21 protein-coding genes are annotated in these 20,017 nt (G+C 45.5%); all 21 read right to left on the bottom strand.

What is annotated here, in order from left to right:
* Positions 1 to 34: 34 nt before the first annotated feature.
* Entirely contained in the window at positions 35 to 1,252 is a 1,218-nt protein-coding gene (gene ccmI, locus DD616_RS09245) for a c-type cytochrome biogenesis protein CcmI (RefSeq protein ID WP_013856382.1), read from the bottom strand.
* Positions 1,252 to 1,749: a cytochrome c-type biogenesis protein gene (locus tag DD616_RS09240; protein WP_017042542.1), complete on the bottom strand. Its 498-nt coding sequence runs from the start codon at positions 1,747 to 1,749 to the stop codon at positions 1,252 to 1,254. Before DD616_RS09240 ends, ccmI begins: the two co-directional genes overlap by 1 nt.
* Positions 1,749 to 2,300 (bottom strand): DsbE family thiol:disulfide interchange protein, encoded by a 552-nt coding sequence (locus DD616_RS09235; protein ID WP_013856380.1) that lies wholly within the window; start codon positions 2,298 to 2,300, stop codon positions 1,749 to 1,751. Before DD616_RS09235 ends, DD616_RS09240 begins: the two co-directional genes overlap by 1 nt.
* Entirely contained in the window at positions 2,301 to 4,256 is a 1,956-nt protein-coding gene (locus DD616_RS09230; RefSeq protein WP_017045241.1) for a heme lyase CcmF/NrfE family subunit, read from the bottom strand.
* Positions 4,253 to 4,738, bottom strand: coding sequence for a cytochrome c maturation protein CcmE (gene ccmE / locus DD616_RS09225; protein ID WP_208872193.1), 486 nt, complete (start codon positions 4,736 to 4,738; stop codon positions 4,253 to 4,255). Before ccmE ends, DD616_RS09230 begins: the two co-directional genes overlap by 4 nt.
* A complete protein-coding gene (gene ccmD, locus DD616_RS09220; protein ID WP_013856377.1) occupies positions 4,735 to 4,941 on the bottom strand; it encodes a heme exporter protein CcmD in 207 nt (68 codons plus the stop codon). The genes ccmE and ccmD overlap by 4 nt, the downstream gene beginning before the upstream one ends.
* A gap of 2 nt (positions 4,942 to 4,943) precedes the next feature.
* Positions 4,944 to 5,696, bottom strand: coding sequence for a heme ABC transporter permease (locus DD616_RS09215; protein WP_019280903.1), 753 nt, complete (start codon positions 5,694 to 5,696; stop codon positions 4,944 to 4,946).
* A 111-nt stretch (positions 5,697 to 5,807) separates the two neighbouring features.
* Complete coding sequence (gene ccmB, locus DD616_RS09210) at positions 5,808 to 6,476, bottom strand: heme exporter protein CcmB (protein WP_013856375.1); 669 nt, start codon at positions 6,474 to 6,476, stop codon at positions 5,808 to 5,810.
* Positions 6,473 to 7,096 (bottom strand): cytochrome c biogenesis heme-transporting ATPase CcmA, encoded by a 624-nt coding sequence (gene ccmA, locus DD616_RS09205; RefSeq protein WP_026027245.1) that lies wholly within the window; start codon positions 7,094 to 7,096, stop codon positions 6,473 to 6,475. Before ccmA ends, ccmB begins: the two co-directional genes overlap by 4 nt.
* A 211-nt stretch (positions 7,097 to 7,307) precedes the next feature.
* Positions 7,308 to 7,808 (bottom strand): DUF2802 domain-containing protein, encoded by a 501-nt coding sequence (locus DD616_RS09200; RefSeq protein WP_234427317.1) that lies wholly within the window; start codon positions 7,806 to 7,808, stop codon positions 7,308 to 7,310.
* Complete coding sequence (locus tag DD616_RS09195; RefSeq protein WP_013856372.1) at positions 7,808 to 8,302, bottom strand: chemotaxis protein CheW; 495 nt, start codon at positions 8,300 to 8,302, stop codon at positions 7,808 to 7,810. Before DD616_RS09195 ends, DD616_RS09200 begins: the two co-directional genes overlap by 1 nt.
* A gap of 40 nt (positions 8,303 to 8,342) precedes the next feature.
* Positions 8,343 to 9,332, bottom strand: coding sequence for a chemotaxis protein CheW (locus tag DD616_RS09190; protein WP_088732739.1), 990 nt, complete (start codon positions 9,330 to 9,332; stop codon positions 8,343 to 8,345).
* Entirely contained in the window at positions 9,322 to 10,098 is a 777-nt protein-coding gene (locus DD616_RS09185) for a ParA family protein (RefSeq protein ID WP_026027244.1), read from the bottom strand. Before DD616_RS09185 ends, DD616_RS09190 begins: the two co-directional genes overlap by 11 nt.
* Positions 10,099 to 10,108: 10 nt before the next feature.
* Positions 10,109 to 11,224 carry a protein-glutamate methylesterase/protein-glutamine glutaminase gene (locus tag DD616_RS09180; RefSeq protein WP_088732740.1) on the bottom strand — a complete coding sequence of 372 codons (1,116 nt, stop codon included), beginning with the start codon at positions 11,222 to 11,224 and terminating at the stop codon, positions 10,109 to 10,111.
* A 25-nt stretch (positions 11,225 to 11,249) separates the two neighbouring features.
* Positions 11,250 to 13,544, bottom strand: a complete 2,295-nt coding sequence (locus tag DD616_RS09175) for a chemotaxis protein CheA (RefSeq protein WP_017048523.1) — start codon at positions 13,542 to 13,544, stop codon at positions 11,250 to 11,252.
* A 9-nt stretch (positions 13,545 to 13,553) separates the two neighbouring features.
* Positions 13,554 to 14,270 carry a protein phosphatase CheZ gene (locus DD616_RS09170; RefSeq protein WP_017045236.1) on the bottom strand — a complete coding sequence of 239 codons (717 nt, stop codon included), beginning with the start codon at positions 14,268 to 14,270 and terminating at the stop codon, positions 13,554 to 13,556.
* Between the two features lie 57 nt (positions 14,271 to 14,327).
* Complete coding sequence (cheY, locus tag DD616_RS09165) at positions 14,328 to 14,696, bottom strand: chemotaxis response regulator CheY (protein ID WP_033197405.1); 369 nt, start codon at positions 14,694 to 14,696, stop codon at positions 14,328 to 14,330.
* A 44-nt stretch (positions 14,697 to 14,740) separates the two neighbouring features.
* Positions 14,741 to 15,475 carry an RNA polymerase sigma factor FliA gene (locus DD616_RS09160; RefSeq protein ID WP_010318887.1) on the bottom strand — a complete coding sequence of 245 codons (735 nt, stop codon included), beginning with the start codon at positions 15,473 to 15,475 and terminating at the stop codon, positions 14,741 to 14,743.
* Complete coding sequence (locus tag DD616_RS09155; protein WP_010318888.1) at positions 15,468 to 16,355, bottom strand: MinD/ParA family protein; 888 nt, start codon at positions 16,353 to 16,355, stop codon at positions 15,468 to 15,470. The genes DD616_RS09160 and DD616_RS09155 overlap by 8 nt, the downstream gene beginning before the upstream one ends.
* 13 nt (positions 16,356 to 16,368) lie before the next feature.
* Positions 16,369 to 17,856 carry a flagellar biosynthesis GTPase FlhF gene (gene flhF, locus DD616_RS09150; RefSeq protein WP_088732741.1) on the bottom strand — a complete coding sequence of 496 codons (1,488 nt, stop codon included), beginning with the start codon at positions 17,854 to 17,856 and terminating at the stop codon, positions 16,369 to 16,371.
* A gap of 52 nt (positions 17,857 to 17,908) precedes the next feature.
* Positions 17,909 to 20,002 (bottom strand): flagellar biosynthesis protein FlhA, encoded by a 2,094-nt coding sequence (gene flhA / locus DD616_RS09145; protein ID WP_013856364.1) that lies wholly within the window; start codon positions 20,000 to 20,002, stop codon positions 17,909 to 17,911.
* Positions 20,003 to 20,017: the final 15 nt, after the last annotated feature.

Here is a 20,017-nt window from a genome sequence, read left to right as displayed (position 1 = left end):
GGCCTATCAATACGTTAATTGTATATAAGTGCTATTAATACTGCTTATTGATCACAACTTCAACAGGTTGACCGAGGCTCATGGGAGCACTTTCACCAAACCAATCACCTTGTTTGGTTGAAACATTGCCATCCGTATCCAAGCGTACTCGAACAATAAGCTGTGCAAGGTCGGATAACTTCCGACCCTGAACCATGCTATTGCTATCATCTAACACAACCTTAATAGGGAATTGAGTCAGTGGATAACGCGCTGCGGCAACAGGCATAGGTGCACCATCAGAACTGTGCACAGAGACTATGAGTACTGCATTTTGTTCAAGAGTCACACCATCACCGAGTGAGATGGTGACAGGAACCATTTTCCCATCGATAGCTTTAGGCTGCATTTTGCTTTGTGCTCTTTCAATACTGCGCGAAAGCATCTCATAACGGCTATCTTCAGGGCCAATCATCTGCTGCATTAATCGCCAATACTTCATCGCCGCTGGGTAATCCTGGCGTTCAAACGCATCAAACGCAAGTAGTGAAAACACGCGTAGATCAACATAATCTTGTTGTACTAATGCCGTTAAAATTTCACGTGCTTGATTTTGGTCAAGCTCATCTTGTGACAACATTAATGCTTGCGCATAGCCCAACTTCACATCTGCATCTTTTGGATCTAACGCATACGCTTTCTTCATTGAGCCAATCGATGTTTCTATATCTCTGTTAGCAAGTCCAATACGTCCAAGCAGCAACCACCCGGTCGCATCTTGAGGCTGATAATGCAGACGAGTGCGCAGCGCCAGTGTGAGATCATTCATCTCATCATCACTTAAGGCAGCACCTTCTGGTGACATCATTTTTTTTGAGAGTGCAGGTAAGTTAGCGTTCACTTGCTGCCACTGCTCTACTTGACTAGCCGCGCCAAATTTTAGGTAAAAGCCATAGCTTAAGATGACGACCAATAAAATCGAGGGGATCAAAACAACCATCGGTGACACATGTGAAGAATTTCCTTGCACCGATTGCGCAGGAATATCATCCAATAGCGACTGTTTCAGATCAGCAATCAGCTCTTGTTCGCTGTCAACCAACCCTTCTTGCGTCTCTTCGTGTAACTCTGCAAGGCGGTTTTTAAAGATCGCTTTGTTCAATTCGTCACGCAGCGCTGCATCGTTGTTCGCTCTGTTTTTGAGGATCGGCAGTGCAATGAAGACACAACCAAAGAAGGTCAGAATGAGGGTAGATAACCAAAAAAACGTCATTATTGTTTGTCTCCATGCTTCTCATCATCAACCGCGTCTTCGGCGAGCAACTGATTTAATCGCTCTTCCTTTTCGGCATCCCAAACTTCACCATTTTGAGCGGTTGATGCTTTACGACGTTTGCTGCGTAATACAATAAAACCAAAACCCAGAAACACCACACTCAAAGGACCTAGCCATAAGATGGAAGTCGCCAAAGTCAACGGTGGGTTATAGGTCACAAAGTTGCCGTAACGTGCAATCATGTAGTCAACAATGTCTTGTTCAGACTTACCTTGTTTGGTCATTTCATAGACTTTATTACGTAAGTCCTGTGCTAATGCAGCATTTGAGTCGGCAATAGTATTGTTTTGACACTTTGGACAACGCAATGTATTGCTCAACTCTTTGAATTGCTGCTCTTGCTGTGGATTATCAAACTCGTACACTTCAATTGCAGATTGCACAGAAAATACCAAAGCAAAGCTAGCAATGATCGATAATATAAAACGCTTCATTACTTCGCTTCCTCTAGAAGTTTCTGATACATAGGTTGCAAAGTTGTTTGCCAATTGGTTGGATTAACATCCCCCACATGGCGGTAACGAATAACGCCGTTGGCATCAATGAGAAAGGTTTCCGGCGCACCGTAAACGCCGAGATCTAACCCTAGCATACCATTACCATCGAACAGGCTGATCAAGTAAGGATTACCTAGCTCATTTAACCATTGAACCGCTTTATCTCGTTGATCTTTATAATTTAAGCCTATAATTTTTACACCATCACCCGCCAACCGATTGAGATATTGATGTTCGGCATAGCAGGTCGGGCACCAAGTTGCCCAGACGTTCAGCAGCAAAGGCTCCCCTTTAAATATCGCTTGGTCATACAGCTTGCCGGGTTCGGCTAAATCTTCCAAACGAAATTCAGGCACAGACTTACCAATCAGAACCGACTCCAATTTTGTGGGATCATCACCTTCGGTATTTTTGACCAACTGAGTAACAAAGACGGCAACTAGACCAAGAAAAGCCACCAATGGAATAAATAGAATTTTCTTGTTCATCTACGCCTCCTGTTGGGAGCTTTTTCTAAAGCGGTAGCGTTTGTCACTGATGGCTAACGCACCACCTAATGACATCAATAAAGCACCAGCCCAGATCCAACGTACAAATGGTTTGTAATAAATTCGGATCGCCCATGAACGACCATCTTCTAATCGCTCACCCATTGCAATGTACAAATCGCGAGTGATGCCACGATCGATGGCCGCTTCAGTCATCATTGACTTGGCAGTACGATAAAAGCGTTTTTCCGCATGGAGTGTATTCACGTATTGCCCATCCTGCGTAATTTCAAAATCGGCAATATAACCATCATAGTTCGGGCCATCTTTATCTCTTAACCCTTTGAAATAAAAGTTATATTGTTGGATTTCAAAAGATTCCCCAGGTGCTAGACGAACATCACGCTCGATACTGTAGTTTTGCACCATCGCAATACCAATCACAGTAACGGCAAGACCAACATGGCCTAACATCATAGCCCAGTGGCTACGTTGTAATTTAGTCACCCCTATCATGAAGCTATGACGATGTGTCGCACGTTGGTGCAACTCGACAACGTGTAGCAAGATGATCCAAAACGCCATGACCCAGCCGATAAATGCCATCAAGCTAAAGCGTTCAGCTAGCAGGTACACCATAACCGCCGAAAGAATCAACGCCATCAGGCCACAAATCAACATCGGTTTCAAAAGCTTGGAAAAATTATCGCGCTTCCAACGGATCAGTGGACCGATCCCCAGCAAAAATGCAAATGGCACCATTAGCCATGCAAACAGCATGTTGAAGAAAGGCGCTCCTATTGATACGGAACCAAGGCCAATCTGCTTGTGGATTAAAGGTAACAAGGTGCCAACCAACACCACCACCAATGCCGCGATTAATAAGATGTTGTTGGAGAGCAGCGCATTTTCACGCGAGATCAATTCAGCATTGCCACGGACGCGCACTGCCGCACCTTTAACGGCAAACAATAGCAGTGAGCCACCGATGACAAACACCAAAAACCCAAGGATAAACAGGCCACGAGCGGGATCGGATGCAAATGCGTGTACCGAAACCAAAATACCAGATCGCACTAAGAATGTGCCCAGTAAACTGAGCGAAAATGCTGAAATTGCCAGTAACACTGTCCAAGCTTTGAATGTGCCACGTTTTTCTGTCACAGCAAGTGAGTGCATCAATGCCGTTCCCGCAAGCCATGGCATAAACGACGCGTTTTCTACTGGATCCCAGAACCACCAGCCACCCCAGCCAAGTTCGTAGTAAGCCCACCACGAACCTAGCGCGATACCTAATGTCAAAAATAACCACGCCGCAGTTGTCCAAGGACGAGACCAACGGGCCCATGCAGTATCCAAACGCCCAGTCATCAAAGAGGCTATCGCAAATGAGAATGCGACTGAAAAACCAACATATCCCATGTATAACATGGGTGGGTGAATGATTAGCCCAGGATCTTGTAGCAGCGGGTTTAAGTCACGACCATCAATTGGGAAATAGGGTAAGGTGCGTAAAAATGGATTCGAAGTCACGATGACAAACAGCAAGAATCCAACGCTGATCAGCCCCATAACAGATAAGACTCGCGCCACAGATTCTTGAGGCATACCACGGCTAAAGGTAGCCACCGCCACAGTCCATCCCGCTTGAATTAAAACCCACAGCAATAATGAACCTTCATGCGCCCCCCACACCGCTGTTAGACGGTAATACCAGGGTAATTGACTATTCGAATTACTCGCCACGTATTGTACCGTGAAGTCATTGACATAAAATGCCCACAGCAAAATGCTAAATGAGACCAATAGCAATGAAAACATTCCCCATGCTAATGGCCGCGCAGTATTCATCAGCATGGTATTGTTTTTAGAAGCACCAACAAGTGGAAGTAAGCTGAGTAATATGGCAAGCCCAAGTGAAACAATAAGGGCAAAATGTCCTATTTCAACAATCATTGAGCACTTCCTTGTTTTTGTTCCGAGCTATAGGTTAACGGCTCATGCGTTTTCTTCATTGCTTCAGCAATTTCCGGTGGCATATAGTTTTCATCATGCTTGGCTAGCACTTCAAACGCTTCTACTGTAGTGGCATCTTTCAATACGCCTTGCGCAACAATACCCTGACCTTCTCTAAACAAGTCGGGTAAGATGCCTTCATATTCGACCATCACATTTGGACCAACATCGTGGAGCTGAAATCTTACTTTTAGTGAATCCGGATCTCTTTTCACAGAGCCCACCACCACCATGCCGCCAATGCGTAGCCGTTGACCCACTTCTGGTTTTATCCCATCGGGTTTACCGTGTACAAGCTCGGTCGGCGTATAGAAAAGGTCCATATTTTGATTGAGTGCATACAACATCAAACCAATGGTGGCACCAGCCCCAATAATCAATGCCAAAATAATGGTGAGTCTTTTTTTACGTCTTGGGGTCATAAGGTGTTCTCCATATGCTTTGCAGCATCAATTCTGGCTTGGCGTTCAACCTTTGCTTGCACATCTTGCAACAAGGTTTTGCCACGCTTGATGCTGAGCATCAGTAAAATAAACATGGATAAAAAGGTAATGCCAAATGCACTCCATACATAGGCGGAGTAACCGCCCATCGCCAAGAAATCACTCAAAGAGTCAAAATGCATGATCAGTTACCTTTCTGTGTTTGAAGGGTTGCCAATTCGATAACCCAAGGGCGATGGCTCTCTTTACTGATAATTTCATTGCGTAAGCGGACCATAGTGACCGCAGCAAAAAAGAAAGCAAAACCAAAAATATTGAGCAGCAATGGCCACAACATGTCACTGGATATGGAAGGCTTTTCAAATTTAGTAATCGTGGCACCTTGATGCAGGGTATTCCACCACTCAACGGAGAAATGAATGATAGGTAGATTGATCACACCAACGATGGCCAGCAGACCTGCGGCTTTTGCGGCTGTTTTTTGATCATCGAAAGCGTGGTAAAGCGCAATCACTCCCAAATAGAGAAACAGTAAAATGAGCTCAGACGTCAGACGAGCATCCCATACCCACCAGGTACCCCACATCGGTTTGCCCCAAATTGCTCCAGTAATTAACGCAATAAACGTAAATACCGCACCGATGGGCGCCATTGCAGCAGCGGCCATGTCTGACAGTTTTAATTGCCAAACTAGACCAATGAAAGCCGCAATCGCCATCGACATATAAATGCCCATTGACCAAATGGCGGAAGGGACATGAATGTAAATGATTCTGAAGCTGTCGCCTTGTTGATAGTCTGCCGGAGCATAAGCTAAACCAAGGATATTACCGACTACCAGGCATAAGATAGCGAGCCCTGCAAACCAAGGCAGGAACTTTCCACATAGCCGATAGGCGGATTCAGGCTTTGCATAGGGATGGAGCCATTTCCACATTGTATTGTCTCACTCTTACTTCATTGCTTCTGAGCATGTGTCTGCTCAGTTTATTGTGTTGTTGATACGCAACGCTCAAATGCATTGCTGAAAATATCGTTCGTACTTAATTTAGTTAACGCTGACTCTCAATGCTGCGCTAATAGCAAATGGAGTTAATGTTATCGCGCCCATAAACATTGCCCCCAAAACAGCCAATTGACCGTTGTAGAGCATGCCAAGCGATGCTGCATCAATAGCTGATGTAGCGAAGATTAAAATCGGGATATACAAGGGTAAGACCAGTAGGCTCAGCAACACGCCACCTTTTTGCAAGCCTACGGTCAATGCAACACCAATAGCACCGATAAAACTCAACGTTGGCGTGCCAATGAACAAAGTCAATACAACTGCAAGCCACGTATTAAAATCTAATGACAATAATACGGCTAACAATGGGCTAATTAAAATTAAAGGCAGTCCAGTCAATAACCAATGAGCCACGACTTTTGAAATAACGACTATGGGTAATGGCACTGGGATCAGCATCATTTGTTCAAGTGACCCGTCTTGAAAATCATCGCGAAACAGACGCTCAAGTGATAGTAGCGCCGACAGTAACGCCGCAACCCAAACAATACCTGCAGCGATACGGGCGAGCAAAGCAGGCTCTGGGCCGATACTCAGCGGGAATAGGGTGATCACTATGATAAAAAACCACAGTGGATTAAAAATATCGGCTTGACGTCGAAAGGCGATCAATAATTCACGACGGATGATCATCCCCATGGTCACGATCATGACTCATGCCCCAATTTAATTTTTCGCAATTGCGGATAGTTAGCAAACATATCTTGGTGTGTGGTCAATACAACAATGCCACCTTGTTGCGCATGCGCTAGAAATAAGGCTTCCAACACTTTGACACCCTGCTTATCAATCGCAGTTAACGGTTCATCTAAAATCCACAACTTTTGTTGACTGAGCCACAAACGAGCCAGCGCAACTCGGCGCTGTTGTCCGGCAGAAAGCTGGCCTGCAGCCACGTCTTCTCGGCCAGCTAAACCCACTTTAGCCAAGGCTTGATATATCTCTTGAGAAGACGATTCTGCATTATGCACTGATTGATAAAAATGAAGATTCTCGAATGCCGTCAAATCGCGCTTAACCCCAGTTTGATGACCAAGAAACAGTAAATCTTGGTGGTAATCATCACGATTAGACTCAATATTCATGCCATTCCACAAAATAGAACCATCCTCTCTATCACCTAACCCGGTAATAATTCGTAGTAAGGTCGTTTTACCTGTGCCGTTCCGTCCTTCAATCTGCACCAATTCGCCAGCATGAATCACAAAGCTAAGTGCTTCAAACAGAACTCTTTCATCACGAATTGCGGTCAGGTTATTTACTTCAAGCATGTGCATCTAAATCGAGAAATTTGAGCCGCTATATTAGCACACCACACCTAAGACAAAACATAATAAGACTATTACCAGTCACGAAACTAGGTAAGAAACTGTTAATTTTTAATTATTTTCTGTCTCATTTACTACTTTATGGCTACATTTAGCCACATTCAAAACTAGAGAGGGAAGCCATTGGCTTCCCTCTCTAGTTTCGCTCTTTCGACTATTTTTTTGCAGGTCGCCTCGTACTTTGCACCGGCTCGCGACCTTCCGGGTGACTACTCAGTGGCGGGATGCTTTCATGCCCTGCAATTTTCTTCTGCAAGGACATCATCAACTCAGCTTCAGCTTTAGGTAGCTCACACTCTTTAATAAGCTCATTGATGTCAGCACCGAGTTGGACCATTTTTGTCGCTCGGCTGTATAAACGCCCATCCGTATCAACATGTTCCAATTCAGTAATTCGCTCGTTTAAATGCTGGATGAGATCCTGCTGATCCGTCACTTTTTGGCCAAGACCAATAGCAACTGAGCGTATTTCCAACAGCTGTCTATTCGCCTTTTGCAACTCCTTATCTAACGATCGGGCTTGTTGTCTTTGGTGATCAATCTGTTGGGCAAGTCCCTGACGTACACGAAGTAACACCAGCAACAAAAATACAACAACAAAAACCGCGCTCCCTATAAGAATAACAGGAGCACTGAACAACATAACTTCGCTCATTATAGGTGGACCATCTCGTCCCACTCGTCTTCAGTTAGCAGTTTATTCAGGTCAACAAGGATCAATAGCTTACCGTCACGGTTGCTCACGCCTTGGATAAACTTAGCGCTCTCATCAGTACCAACACTTGGTGTAGTATCGATTTCAGAAGAACGTAGGTAAACTACTTCCGCAACGCTATCGACTAAAATACCAATCACTTGGCGCTCAGATTCAATCACAATAATGCGTGTATTATCCGTGATTTCACCTTGCATTAAGCCAAAACGAGATCGTGTATCAATGACGGTCACAACATTACCACGTAGGTTAATGATGCCAAGAACATAATCAGGAGCACCTGGTACCGGTGCAATTTCTGTATAGCGGAGTACTTCACGTACCTGCATTACATTAATTCCGTATGTTTCTTCTTCTAGTTGGAACGTCACCCACTGAAGCACTTCGTCGTTAGACTTGTCTTTTCTTACTTCTACTTCGTTAGTCTGAGACATACCTTTTCCTCTCTAAGTCGATTCCGACATCAATGTATTATTATTTCTCTAGTGCTTTTACATCAAGCCCTGCATTAAGCATAGCTATCAATGCTTCAACATGGATCAAAGCACACATTTTTTCTTTTACCATTCCAGCAAGCCACGGCCTTTTGCCTGCCTGTTCTCGCCAGCGGACCTTCTCTGAGCTTAGCAATTCTGTACCCATAAGCTGAGTACTTGCTAACCCCCACATACTGTCACCAAGCATGACGATGTATTGATAACCTTCTTTGTAGCTATCATCATGGAGCTTTTCTGCCATTACCCATTTTGCCGTATCGACAACATCTAGCTGATTATCTTTATTCGTTTGCAGTCCAAGGTACCAAGCAGGTCGACCGATTAAATGATTGAGCGTTGCCATACGGTGGATCCCTCCAAGTTCATCAAGAGGCACCGCAAACGTCACACCATTCACTTCAAAATAGAGCACTTGAAAATCTCGTGTTCTCGCAGTGCTTTGCCATGTACCAATTCCAGAGTAGCCCGCTTGCGTTTCAAGTTCGACTTCAGCCGTCGGTTGCTCAACCACTTCCACGTCAACAACAAATTCTTCAACAGTGTCTGCCGCAGTCAGAATTTCAACTTCAGGTTCTGTTTCCAAAGTATCGGCGGGAATATCCCATTCTTGGATCTCTTCAACAATTTCAGCCACTGGTTGAGTTTTTAAAGCGATCTGAACGGTGTTTTGCTCCATGATCTCTTCCAGCTCTAACTCTGCCACTGGATTACTTGATTCTAGCTGGCTTAATAAGCGCTGCACATCATCTAAATTCGGCAGCTCAAACTCAACCACTTCAGCATGGTAATAACTTTTTTCCGGTACAGATTGCACCGATGTCGAAAGCGCTAACTCAGGTTCAGCAAGGGACAATTCTTTTTGCTCTTCCGCTTTCAGCTCAAGTTCAATCGCTTCTTCATCTAGTAACGCTGTAAAGTAGTCATCGAGTGCTTGTTCACTGGATAAAAATGGCCCACTACTCATCAATAGCTAGCCTCTCTAAATAAATCAGCAACTGTTTATAAGCAAAAACACCACGGCTACCTTCAGCAAAATGAGAAGCAGGCAAGCGCTTTAAACTCGCGTCACGAAACTTGGTGTCTATAGGTACAGCAGAGCTCCAAACTTGCTCTGGGTAATCTTTTTTAAGTTGATTCAGCGTTTGCAAAGAAGCCCGGGTTCGCTTGTCGTACATAGTCGGTACGATAGTCACTTTGAACGATCGACTACGAGATTTTTGCATGATGGCTAAGGTGCGAATCATCCTTTCGAGCCCTTTCATAGCCAGAAACTCAGTCTGCACTGGAATTAAGATACGATCGCTGGCGGCCAATGCATTAACCATCATTACCCCTAAGATTGGAGGACAGTCGATCAATACATAGTCATAATTATGGCGCAATGCAAGAAGCGCACGTTTCAAAATCAGCCCCATTCCACTGCGGTTGCCCATGACTCTATCTAAAGTGGCTAGAGACATATGGGCAGGGATGAGATCAATGCCTTCAACATCGGTTTTTAGGATAAGAGGGGTAACGCTTTGCTCTGTTAACTCACGTTGCTGAAATAGGTCAAACAGGCTGACGGGCACGCCATCAGAATCATAACCTAAGTATGTAGTAAGCGAGGCGTGAGGGTCAGTATCGACCAACAGCACTCTTTTGCCTTGCTGACTTAGCAAACCGGCAAGCGTAATTGTTGTGGTTGTTTTACCCACACCGCCTTTTTGGTTTGCAATACTCCATACAATCATTGAACTTCCTTTATGCGAGGCCAACTTCAACTAACATTCGTTCTGATATACGCTCTAACGGTAAATCTTCAGACGAGATCCCCGCTTTTGCGACAGCTTGCGGCATACCATACACCACGCAACTTTCTTCATCCTGAGCCCAAATGGTTGCCCCTGCGGCTTGTAACATTCGAGCCCCTTCACGACCATCGGCTCCCATACCAGTCAATATCATTGACAGCACTTTATCTGCATAGATCTTCGCCGCAGAACCGAATGTTATATCAACACACGGCTTATAGTTCATACGTTCGCCACCATCGATAATGCGCAATTTAGCACTACCCGGACGGCCCTCAATCATCATCTGTTTACCACCCGGAGCCAAATAGGCAACGCCTGGGCGCAATGCATCACCATCTTCTGCTTCTTTCACTTCAATTTTACACAGTGAGTTGAGCCGGTTTGCAAATGCAGCAGTGAAGGTGGCTGGCATGTGTTGAATGAGTACGATCGGATGCGGATAATTCGCAGGTAACTTCGTCAATATTTTTTGTAACGCAACCGGGCCCCCTGTAGAGGTACCGATAGCGGTCAACTGATATTTTTTACCTGTAGCTTTAAAGCGAGCCAATGTGCCCATTGATTTCGGCGCAGGGGAACTCGCCGTTGTAGCCGCTGTTCTATTGGAAAACGGCGACGATGTGCTCGGCACTGGGCGTGAAACCAAAGGTCTTCTCAGCATCCCTTTTTTCGACGCGATTTGAATAACCCGTTGTTGTAATAAAGCGACAGCCTCATCACGGTTACGGGCAATATCTTCAAACTTTTTCGGTAAGAAATCTAACGCTCCAGCATCTAAAGCATCTAGCGTTGCTTTGGCACCATCATGAGTCAGCGATGAGAACATCAAGATTGGGATCGGGTTCGCAGCCATAATTTCACGGACAGCAGTAATGCCATCCATAACTGGCATCTCAATATCCATTGTGATGACATCAGGCTTTAAGATTCTCGCTTTTTCTACGGCTTCTTTACCGTTAGTTGCAACATCAATCACTTCTAGACGGGTGTCAGAGTTAATAATTTCACTCACACGCCGTCTAAAAAAGCTCGAATCATCAACGACTAATACTCTAATCGCCATGGGTGTCCTTATATTGTGTGCTCATTTAAATGCGGGAAGCAGCAGCATACTGCTTAAGCAAATCTGGCACATCTAGTATTAGTGCAATATGTCCATCGCTGGTAATCGTTGCCCCAGCCATACCCGGTGTTTTTTGAAGAAGCTTATCTAGTGGTTTGATTACCACTTCTTCTTGGCCAATTAAGGTATCAACCACAAAACCAACTCGCTGGCTACCAATCTGAACAATAACAACATGTCCATGACCTTTACGCAGTTCTATTTTACCCGCTTTAGGTGCTAGCCAATTCTGTAAGTAGAAGAGTGGTATCGATTTTTTACGTACTATGATGGTCAGTTGTCCATCAACAACGTTCGTCCGGCTAAGATCAAGATGGAAGATTTCATTCACGCTCGCAAGCGGTAGAGCAAATGGATGCCCTGCGACCCCAACCATCAATGTCGGTAAGATAGCGAGTGTTAGCGGCACTTTGATCGTAATCTTAGTCCCTTTGCCCATCTCAGAATCGATGTCAATTGAACCATTGAGTGTATTGATGGCTGTTTTTACAACATCCATCCCAACACCACGACCAGAAATGTCTGAAATTTGCTCTTTACTGGAGAATCCCGCCATGAAGATTAAGTTAAAACACTCTTTATTGGAGAGACGCGACGCCGCATCTTCATCCATCATGCCTCGTTTAACCGCAATACTACGCAGCTTATCTGGGTCCATACCGCCGCCATCATCGACGATAGCTAGCTCAATATGATCACCTTCTTGCGAAGCTGAGAGTATGATTTTACCCGTGCTTGGCTTTCCAGATTTGCTACGCACATCAGGCATTTCAATGCCGTGGTCAACTGAGTTGCGCACTAAGTGGATCAATGGGTCTGCAAGCGCTTCGACCAAGTTTTTATCAAGGTCTGTTTCTTCGCCCCGCATTTCAAGCACGATGTCTTTTTTCAGGGTACGTGCAAGGTCTCGAACCACGCGAGGGAAACGGCCGAACACTTTCTTAATCGGTTGCATGCGCGTTTTCATGACCGCGCCTTGCAAATCCGCGGTAACTACATCAAGGTTAGCCACCGCTTTTGCCATCTCTTCGTCGTTGCTATTAAGCCCTAAACTCAGCAAGCGGTTACGCACTAGCACCAATTCGCCAATCATGTTCATAATGATGTCGAGCGTTGATGTATCAACACGGACTGTTGTTTCCGGCTGAGTTTGCGCTTTTTTAGCCACAGCAGGTGCTGATACTTCTTTTTTCTCAGCCACTGCAACCGGAGCTTTCGCAGGGGAAGAGGTGGCTGGAGCCGTTACTTTAGGCTGAGGAGCAGGTGTAGGTTTCGCCGCTTCAGCTTTCGGTTTTGCGGTCTCTGTTGGTTTTACAGGCTCTGCTGGCTTCACATTTTCAGAAGCAGGTCTGGTTGCCATTTCCAACTCTTCTGGCAATGGCCCTTTTCCTGAGCCATGCAGTTCGTCAAGAAGCTTTTCAAACTCCTCGTCCGTCATCAAATCATCGCCACCACCAGCAGAAGCTTTAGGTGCCGCTGTTGATTTAGGCGGAGTAGTTGGTTTCGCTGTAACCTCAGGAGCGGGTTCAACGGTTGGAGCTTTGCCTACGCCGTGCAGTTCATCAAGCAGCTTTTCAAATTCGTCATCCGTAATGTCACCACTAGCAGCCACTGATGCACTTGGGGCTTTAGGCGCTGGGGCCGCCGGTGCGGCATTTTCAGAATGAGCATTAGGCGCGGTGCCCTTGCCATGTAGTTCGTCTAACAGTTTTTCAAATTCATCTTGCGTGATTTCATCGATAGAATTTGACGCGACAGCCTTTGAGGCCACTGGTTGAATGACTTCCGGTTCAGGCGCTTCGATAGCGGCCTCTTCCTCGACTTCAACTTCAGCAATAACAGGCTCCACTTCGTCAATTTCATCTTCAGAAGCAGGACGACACAATTTATGAAGTTCATCGAGTAGAGCGGGATCTGCAGGCTCTAAGGGTTCTTGATCTTGAACAGCGCGAAACTGTGCGTTAACGGTGTCTAAAGCTCGTAACATCGTATCCATCAAGCTCGATGTTACACTTCTTTGGCCATTGCGTAAGATATCAAATACGTTCTCGGCACCGTGGCACGTCTCAACCAGCTCGGTGAGGGCAAGAAACCCGGCCCCACCTTTAACGGTATGGAAACCGCGGAAAATCGCATTTAATAACTCCCTGTCTTCGGGGTTGTTCTCAAGTTCAACCAATTGCTCTGAGAGCAATTCGAGAATTTCACCTGCTTCAACCAAAAAGTCCTGAAGAATGTCGTCGTCTAATTCGTAGCTCATACGTTACCCCTAAAAACCAAGACTCGATAACAAATCATCGACTTCGTCTTGAGATGAAACCGCATCGGCTCTTTCATGAGGGTTCAAAATAGGACCTTCAGGTTCGATAGATGGGTTCTTCTTGTCTGTTTTTTGTTCTATTTGGTTAGCCCCAAAGGCAGTGAGAATCTCAACTAGGCGTTTCTCAACTTCATTAACCAGCGTAATAACACGCCGAATTATTTGGCCAGTGAGATCTTGAAAGTCTTGAGCCATCAATATCTCAGTTAGCTGACCTCGCAATTCGCTGCTGTTGCCTTCAACTTGTGATAGTAGATCATCAATACGGTGACAAAGTGCTTTAAACTCAATGAGATCAATACGTCCATGCATCAACTCATTCCATTGTGGACGCACTTTTAACAGACCTTCGTGAAGGCTGTCAGCGATCGGCATACATCGATCCACTGCATCCATTGTTTTATTCGCAGCCACTTCCGTTTTATCAATTACGTATTGAAGACGATCCCTTGCATCTGGAATTTCGTCATTTGCAATCTCAGCCATCCGTTCATCAAGGTTGAACTGTTTGAGCGATTCATGCAGTTCCCTTGTCAAAGTGCCTATTTCTTGCAGCATTGGATTGCTTGCTTTGTCGTAGGTCTCTTTAAAGAGTTGATTCGCCTGATCTTGCTGTCCATTTTCCAGTAGCTGAACGAGTTCTTTTGCTTGTTCTAATGAAATCATCGATTAGCCTTTTCGCGCATAAATGAATAGAGCACCTTTTGTCTGTGACCACACGCTTTATAAACGCTCGAAAATTTTATCCAGTTTTTCTTTAAGCGTAGCAGCAGTAAAAGGTTTTACGATATAACCATTCACACCTGCTTGAGCTGCCTCGATGATTTGTTCGCGTTTTGCTTCTGCGGTGATCATCAGAACAGGCAGATGCTTAAGTTCTGCGTCTGCTCGGATATTTTTCAACAAATCGATGCCTTGCATGCCCGGCATATTCCAGTCTGTAACCACAAACTCAAAATCACCTTTCTTTAGCATAGGCAACGCTGTCAGGCCATCATCTGCTTCTTGGGTATTATTGAAGCCCAAATCACGAAGTAGATTCTTAACAATACGGCGCATTGTTGAAAAGTCGTCAACAATAAGGATCTTCATGTTTTTATTCAAAATTGCCTCCACTGAGCTCGAAATCAGTGATATTAGTCATTTTGCGTCCAAGAACTTAACTTCGTTCTTAGTCGCTGCATAGATTGGCTTAGTATCTGGCTAACGCGGGATTCGCTAACACCTAGAACTTCACCAATTTCTTTTAAGTTTAGCTCTTCATCATAATAGAGCGAAAGTACCAAAGCTTCACGTTCTGGAAGTGATTTTATTGATTCAACCAATGCTTTACGAAACGATTCATCGGCGACTCCCTTAAATGGCGAGTTGTCTTCATCGTCATCCAGAGGAGAAATTGCATCATCAGAAATACCTAAATCTTCGATTCCGACAATCCGTGAGCAATTAATGTCAGTTAATACAGTATGGTACTGATCCAGCGACATGCCTAAATACTTCGCAACTTCTGTATCAGTTGGGTTTCGGTTTAGCTCACCTTCTAGAACTGAAATTGCATGGGTTATCTCTCGGTTGTGTTTATGAACCGAGCGTGGAACCCAATCACCACGCCGAATATCGTCGAGCATAGCTCCACGAATTCGAATTCCTGCGTAGGTTTCAAAGCTTGCACCTTTACTCCCATCATAATTTTTTTGTGCTTCAAGTAGGCCTATCATACCGGCTTGTATTAGATCTTCGACCAATACGTTTGGTGGCAGGCGACCTGCTAAATGGTGTGCAATACGCTTAACCAATACAGAGTATTTTTCTAAAAATGCTTGTTGGCTCTTTAGGTTTCCGTGTTGGTCATAAGTAAGCGCTTTATTCACCGAATGGTTCCCCTACACTTTCTGTTCTATTTAGCAAACGCTCGACAAAAAATTCCAGATGGCCTGTCGGCGTTCTTGGAATTGGCCACGTTAACGCTTTACTTGCCAACGAGCTGATTGCCAGTGCCGCAGGTGACCGTGGAAACGCATCGACCACTATTTTTTGTTTTTTTACTGCTTGTCGCACTTTATCATCCAAAGGTATGCAAGCAACAAGTTCAAGGCTCACATTTAGGAATCTTTCTGTCACTAAAGTTAATTTAGCAAATAATTCCCGTCCTTCACGATAACTTCTCACCATATTGGCCACAATTTTAAAACGTTGCACTTGGTGTTCACGACTTAAGAGCTTGATCAGCGCGTAAGCGTCGGTGATGGATGTCGGTTCGTCACATACCACGATCACTACATCTTGTGCGGCGCGACAGAAGCTCACGACCATATCAGAAATACCTGCGGCTGTATCGATGAGCAGAATATCCATCTCATCTTCTAAACTGCCAAAGGCGCGTATTAAACCAACATGTTGGGCGTGTGACAACTCTGTCATCGACTGTGTGCCCGAGGTCGCTGGAATTATTCGTATCCCAAAAGGCCCCTCGACGATGGCATCTTTGAGTTCACACTCGCCAGCCAGTACATGCCCTAAGTTTCGCTTCGGGCGTATGCCAAGCATCACATCCACGTTAGCTAAACCTAAGTCTGCATCCAACACCATGACTTTTTTGCCTTGACGAGCCATGCAGATCGCCATGCCGAGTGTCACGTGAGATTTACCCACACCACCTTTACCACCAGTCACAGATATGACTTTGGTCAGTGACGGTTGAGTTAAGCGGCGTAAACCGCTCGCTTGGTCATATATCATATTATTCGCCATATTTGTCCGCCGCCTAGAATCTCTCGGAGTCGCTGCTCCAATAGTGAGGTTCATTCTCTGTCGACTTCTCTAGCAATTCGTTTGCCTTTGCAACCATGTACTTCGGCTGGGCAATCACAATATCTTCTGGTACACGCTGGCCATTCGCGATGTAAGCAACGGGCAGTGCGTTTTGAACCACGACACTCACAAATTCCCCTAAGCTCAATGACTCATCAAGCTTAGTCATAATGCACCCTGAAAGAGGGATCCTTCTAAAGTGCTCGATTGTTTCTTGTAATACTTTTCTTTGCGCCGTTGCAGGCAGAACAAGGTAACTGTGGATGATTTCGCCACTCTCTTGCATCAGGGTATCGAGCTGCTCTGATAACCGAACATCACGCTGCCCCATCCCCGCGGTATCAACTAAAATTAAACGCCGATTTCTTAGCTGATATATTACATCGGCTAACTCACTGGAATCTTTAGCAACTCTTACTGGACAACCCATGATTCGGCCATAAATAGAGAGCTGTTCATGAGCACCAATACGGTAGGTATCTGTGGTGACTAGAGCAACGTTATCAGCGCCATACTCCATAGCAGCGCGAGCGGCTAGTTTAGCAATGGTGGTGGTTTTACCAACCCCTGTTGGGCCTAATAGCGCAACCACACCACCACGTTTCAGAATATCTTGTTTGGAAACAGGGACTTGATCAGCCACTAAGCCAAGCAGTGCCTTCCAAGCTTTAGTTGGAGCAGTATCTTCTGGGATATAGCACGCAAGCTGGTCAGCCAGTTCTTGTGAAACCCCCATGCGCTCAAGTCTTTTAATGAGCATGGCACGCAAAGGTTCTCGACGCTCAACTTCTTGCCACATTAATCCTGACACTTGATGTTCTAACAGGCGGCGTATTGAGGTCATCTCTTCACGCATGTTTTCCAGCTCTGGGTTCGAAACACTCGCCTCTTGCGTTGGGTAACGATCATAACGCGACGGATCTAGCTTCGGCGTTTGACGGGTGGACGCTCTTCTATCCTCTGCAATTAACTTCGCTAATGGCGAATCGGCTCGTAACTCTGCACTACCGTGTCCTGAGTTAGTGTTAGATGAACCTGATTGACGTTGCAATAATGCAGAGAGCGAATCTTCATTTTCGGCGTGATAGTCCGAATCTGAGCCACTTGGTGCGCTGTACTGCTTTAACATATTTGCAAAACGTTTGGTCATTGAACGCCCAGTATCTGCGCTGTTTTGCAGGCTGACTCGATCATCATCCAACTCACGAGAGGATTTGTTCAAAGACGGGGTGACTTGGGTGTAACCTTGTTGTCTAGGCTGCGAATTATAGCGCTTGGCACTGTTTTGCTGGGTGGGCTGTTCACCATCCACAGCGGCAACGATTTCCACACCACCCGCGACTTTTTTATTCGACATGATCACCGCTTCCGCACCAAGCTCTTCTTTCACTTGCAGCAGCGCTGTTCGCATATCTTTGGCAAAAAATCGTTTTATTTTCAAAGCAGATATCCGTGTTAAATGGCTAAAGCCCGATTAGGTAACAACAGTTTCGTTAGTTCCCAACGGCTTGAACAATCCGAATTTGTTTCTCGTCAGGTATTTCTTGATAAGAGAGCACACGCAAATTAGGTATCGTGTTTTTCACAAACTTCGCCAAAGTGGAACGAAGCACACCAGACGTGAGTAACACGGCGGGCTCACCTTTCAATTCTTGTTCTTGCGTTGCATGGCTCAGTGCAGCTTGTAAACGCTCTGCTAAGCCTGGCTCAATACCTGCCGATTCTCCTCCTGACGCCTGCATGGTTTGATGCAATATTTGTTCCAGCTCAGGAATCAGTGTTATCACTGGTAGTTCAGGTTCTATACCATTGATTTCTTGGACGATTAAACGCTTCAATGAGATTCGAACGGCCGCCGTTAGGATGTCAGGTTCTTGACTCCGCCCAGAATACTCCGCCAAGGTTTGTATTATGGTTCGAATATCTCGGATTGGAATCGCTTCATTGAGTAGGTTTTGCAGTACCTTAACGACTGTACCCAACGGCAGTTGATCTGGAACGAAGTTTTCAACTAGCCTTGGCGCTGAGCGACCCAGCATTTCAATTAAGTTTTGAACCTCTTCATGACCAATCAGTTGCGAGGCGTTATTAGTGAGAAGCTGACTCAAATGAGTGGCGAGTACGGTCGATGAGTCCACAACTGTGTAACCGAGAGCTTGTGCGTGTTCACGTTGTTCTTCACGGATCCAAACCGCTTCAAGGCCGAATGCAGGGTCGAGTGTGCGTTCACCGTCAATAACACCATAGACTTGACCAGGGTTAATCGCCAGTTCTTGATCTGGGCGGATCTCCGCTTCACCAACAGCAACCCCCATTAAGGTAATGCGATAACTATTGGGTGTTAATTCTAAATTGTCGCGAATATGCACTGCGGGGATGAGAAAGCCAAAGTCTTGCGACAGTTTTTTCCGAACACCTTTTACGCGTTCGAGCAGCTCTCCACCTTGATCTCGGTCCACCAGCGGTATCAATCGATAGCCCACTTCTAAGCCAATCACATCAACGGGTTGAACATCATCCCAAGAGAGCTCTTTTTGAGTGGGTGCTTCGTTGTCCACTTTTGCAGGCAGTTTCTTTTCATCGGCGGTTTTTTTCTGTTTGCGTATCATCCAATACGCGCAACCACCCGCTAACGCGGCTAGCAGTAAAAAAGCAAAGTGAGGCATACCCGGTACAATGCCCATGATGCCGAGAATACAAGCGGTAATCATCAATGCTTTAGGGTTGTCAAACAGTTGGAAGACGACTTGCTCTCCCATATCTTCATCGGTATTTTGACGGGTAACCATCATGGCAGCGCCAATCGAAAGCAGCAATGAGGGGATCTGAGCCACTAAGCCGTCACCAATGGTCAGCAGTGTGTAGATTTGGATCGCTTCTTTAAAACCCAACCCATATTGCGCCATACCAATCGATAAGCCGCCAATAATGTTGATGAACAAAATTAATATCCCAGCAATCGCATCCCCTTTAACAAATTTTGACGCACCGTCCATTGAACCGTAGAAATCCGCTTCTTTGGTTACTTCAAAGCGTCTCAGCCGCGCTTGGTCTTGATCGATTAAACCCGCATTTAAGTCCGCATCTATGGCCATTTGCTTACCCGGCAAGGCATCTAGGGTAAAGCGAGCACTCACCTCAGAAATACGTCCCGCACCTTTGGTTACTACCATGAAGTTGATGATCATCAAGATCAAAAACACCACTAAACCGACGGCGTAGTTACCACCGATCACCACACTACCAAACGCTTCAATGACGTTACCAGCCGCCCCAGGGCCTTCATGACCATACAATAAAACCACACGGGTTGAAGCAACGTTCAAGGCTAGTCGAAGTAAGGTTGCAATAAGCAAAACCGTAGGAAAAGCAGCAAAATCAAGCGGTCTACGGGTATAGACAGTGACGAGTAACACCACCATCGATAAGGCAATGTTAAAAGTGAAAAACAGATCCAATAGGAAGGCTGGGATCGGTAAAACGACCATAGCCAACGTGGCCAATACCATAACCGGCGCACCGATTGCTGGCATACTTCGCTGCGGTATTGATGGCAATTTATCTGCAAATGGGAGAGTAAATTTCATAGGTTAGCAAGCAAT

This window comes from Vibrio anguillarum, from assembly GCF_003390515.1.
Classification (GTDB): domain Bacteria; phylum Pseudomonadota; class Gammaproteobacteria; order Enterobacterales; family Vibrionaceae; genus Vibrio; species Vibrio anguillarum.
This window is presented reverse-complemented; position numbering and strand designations above follow the sequence as displayed.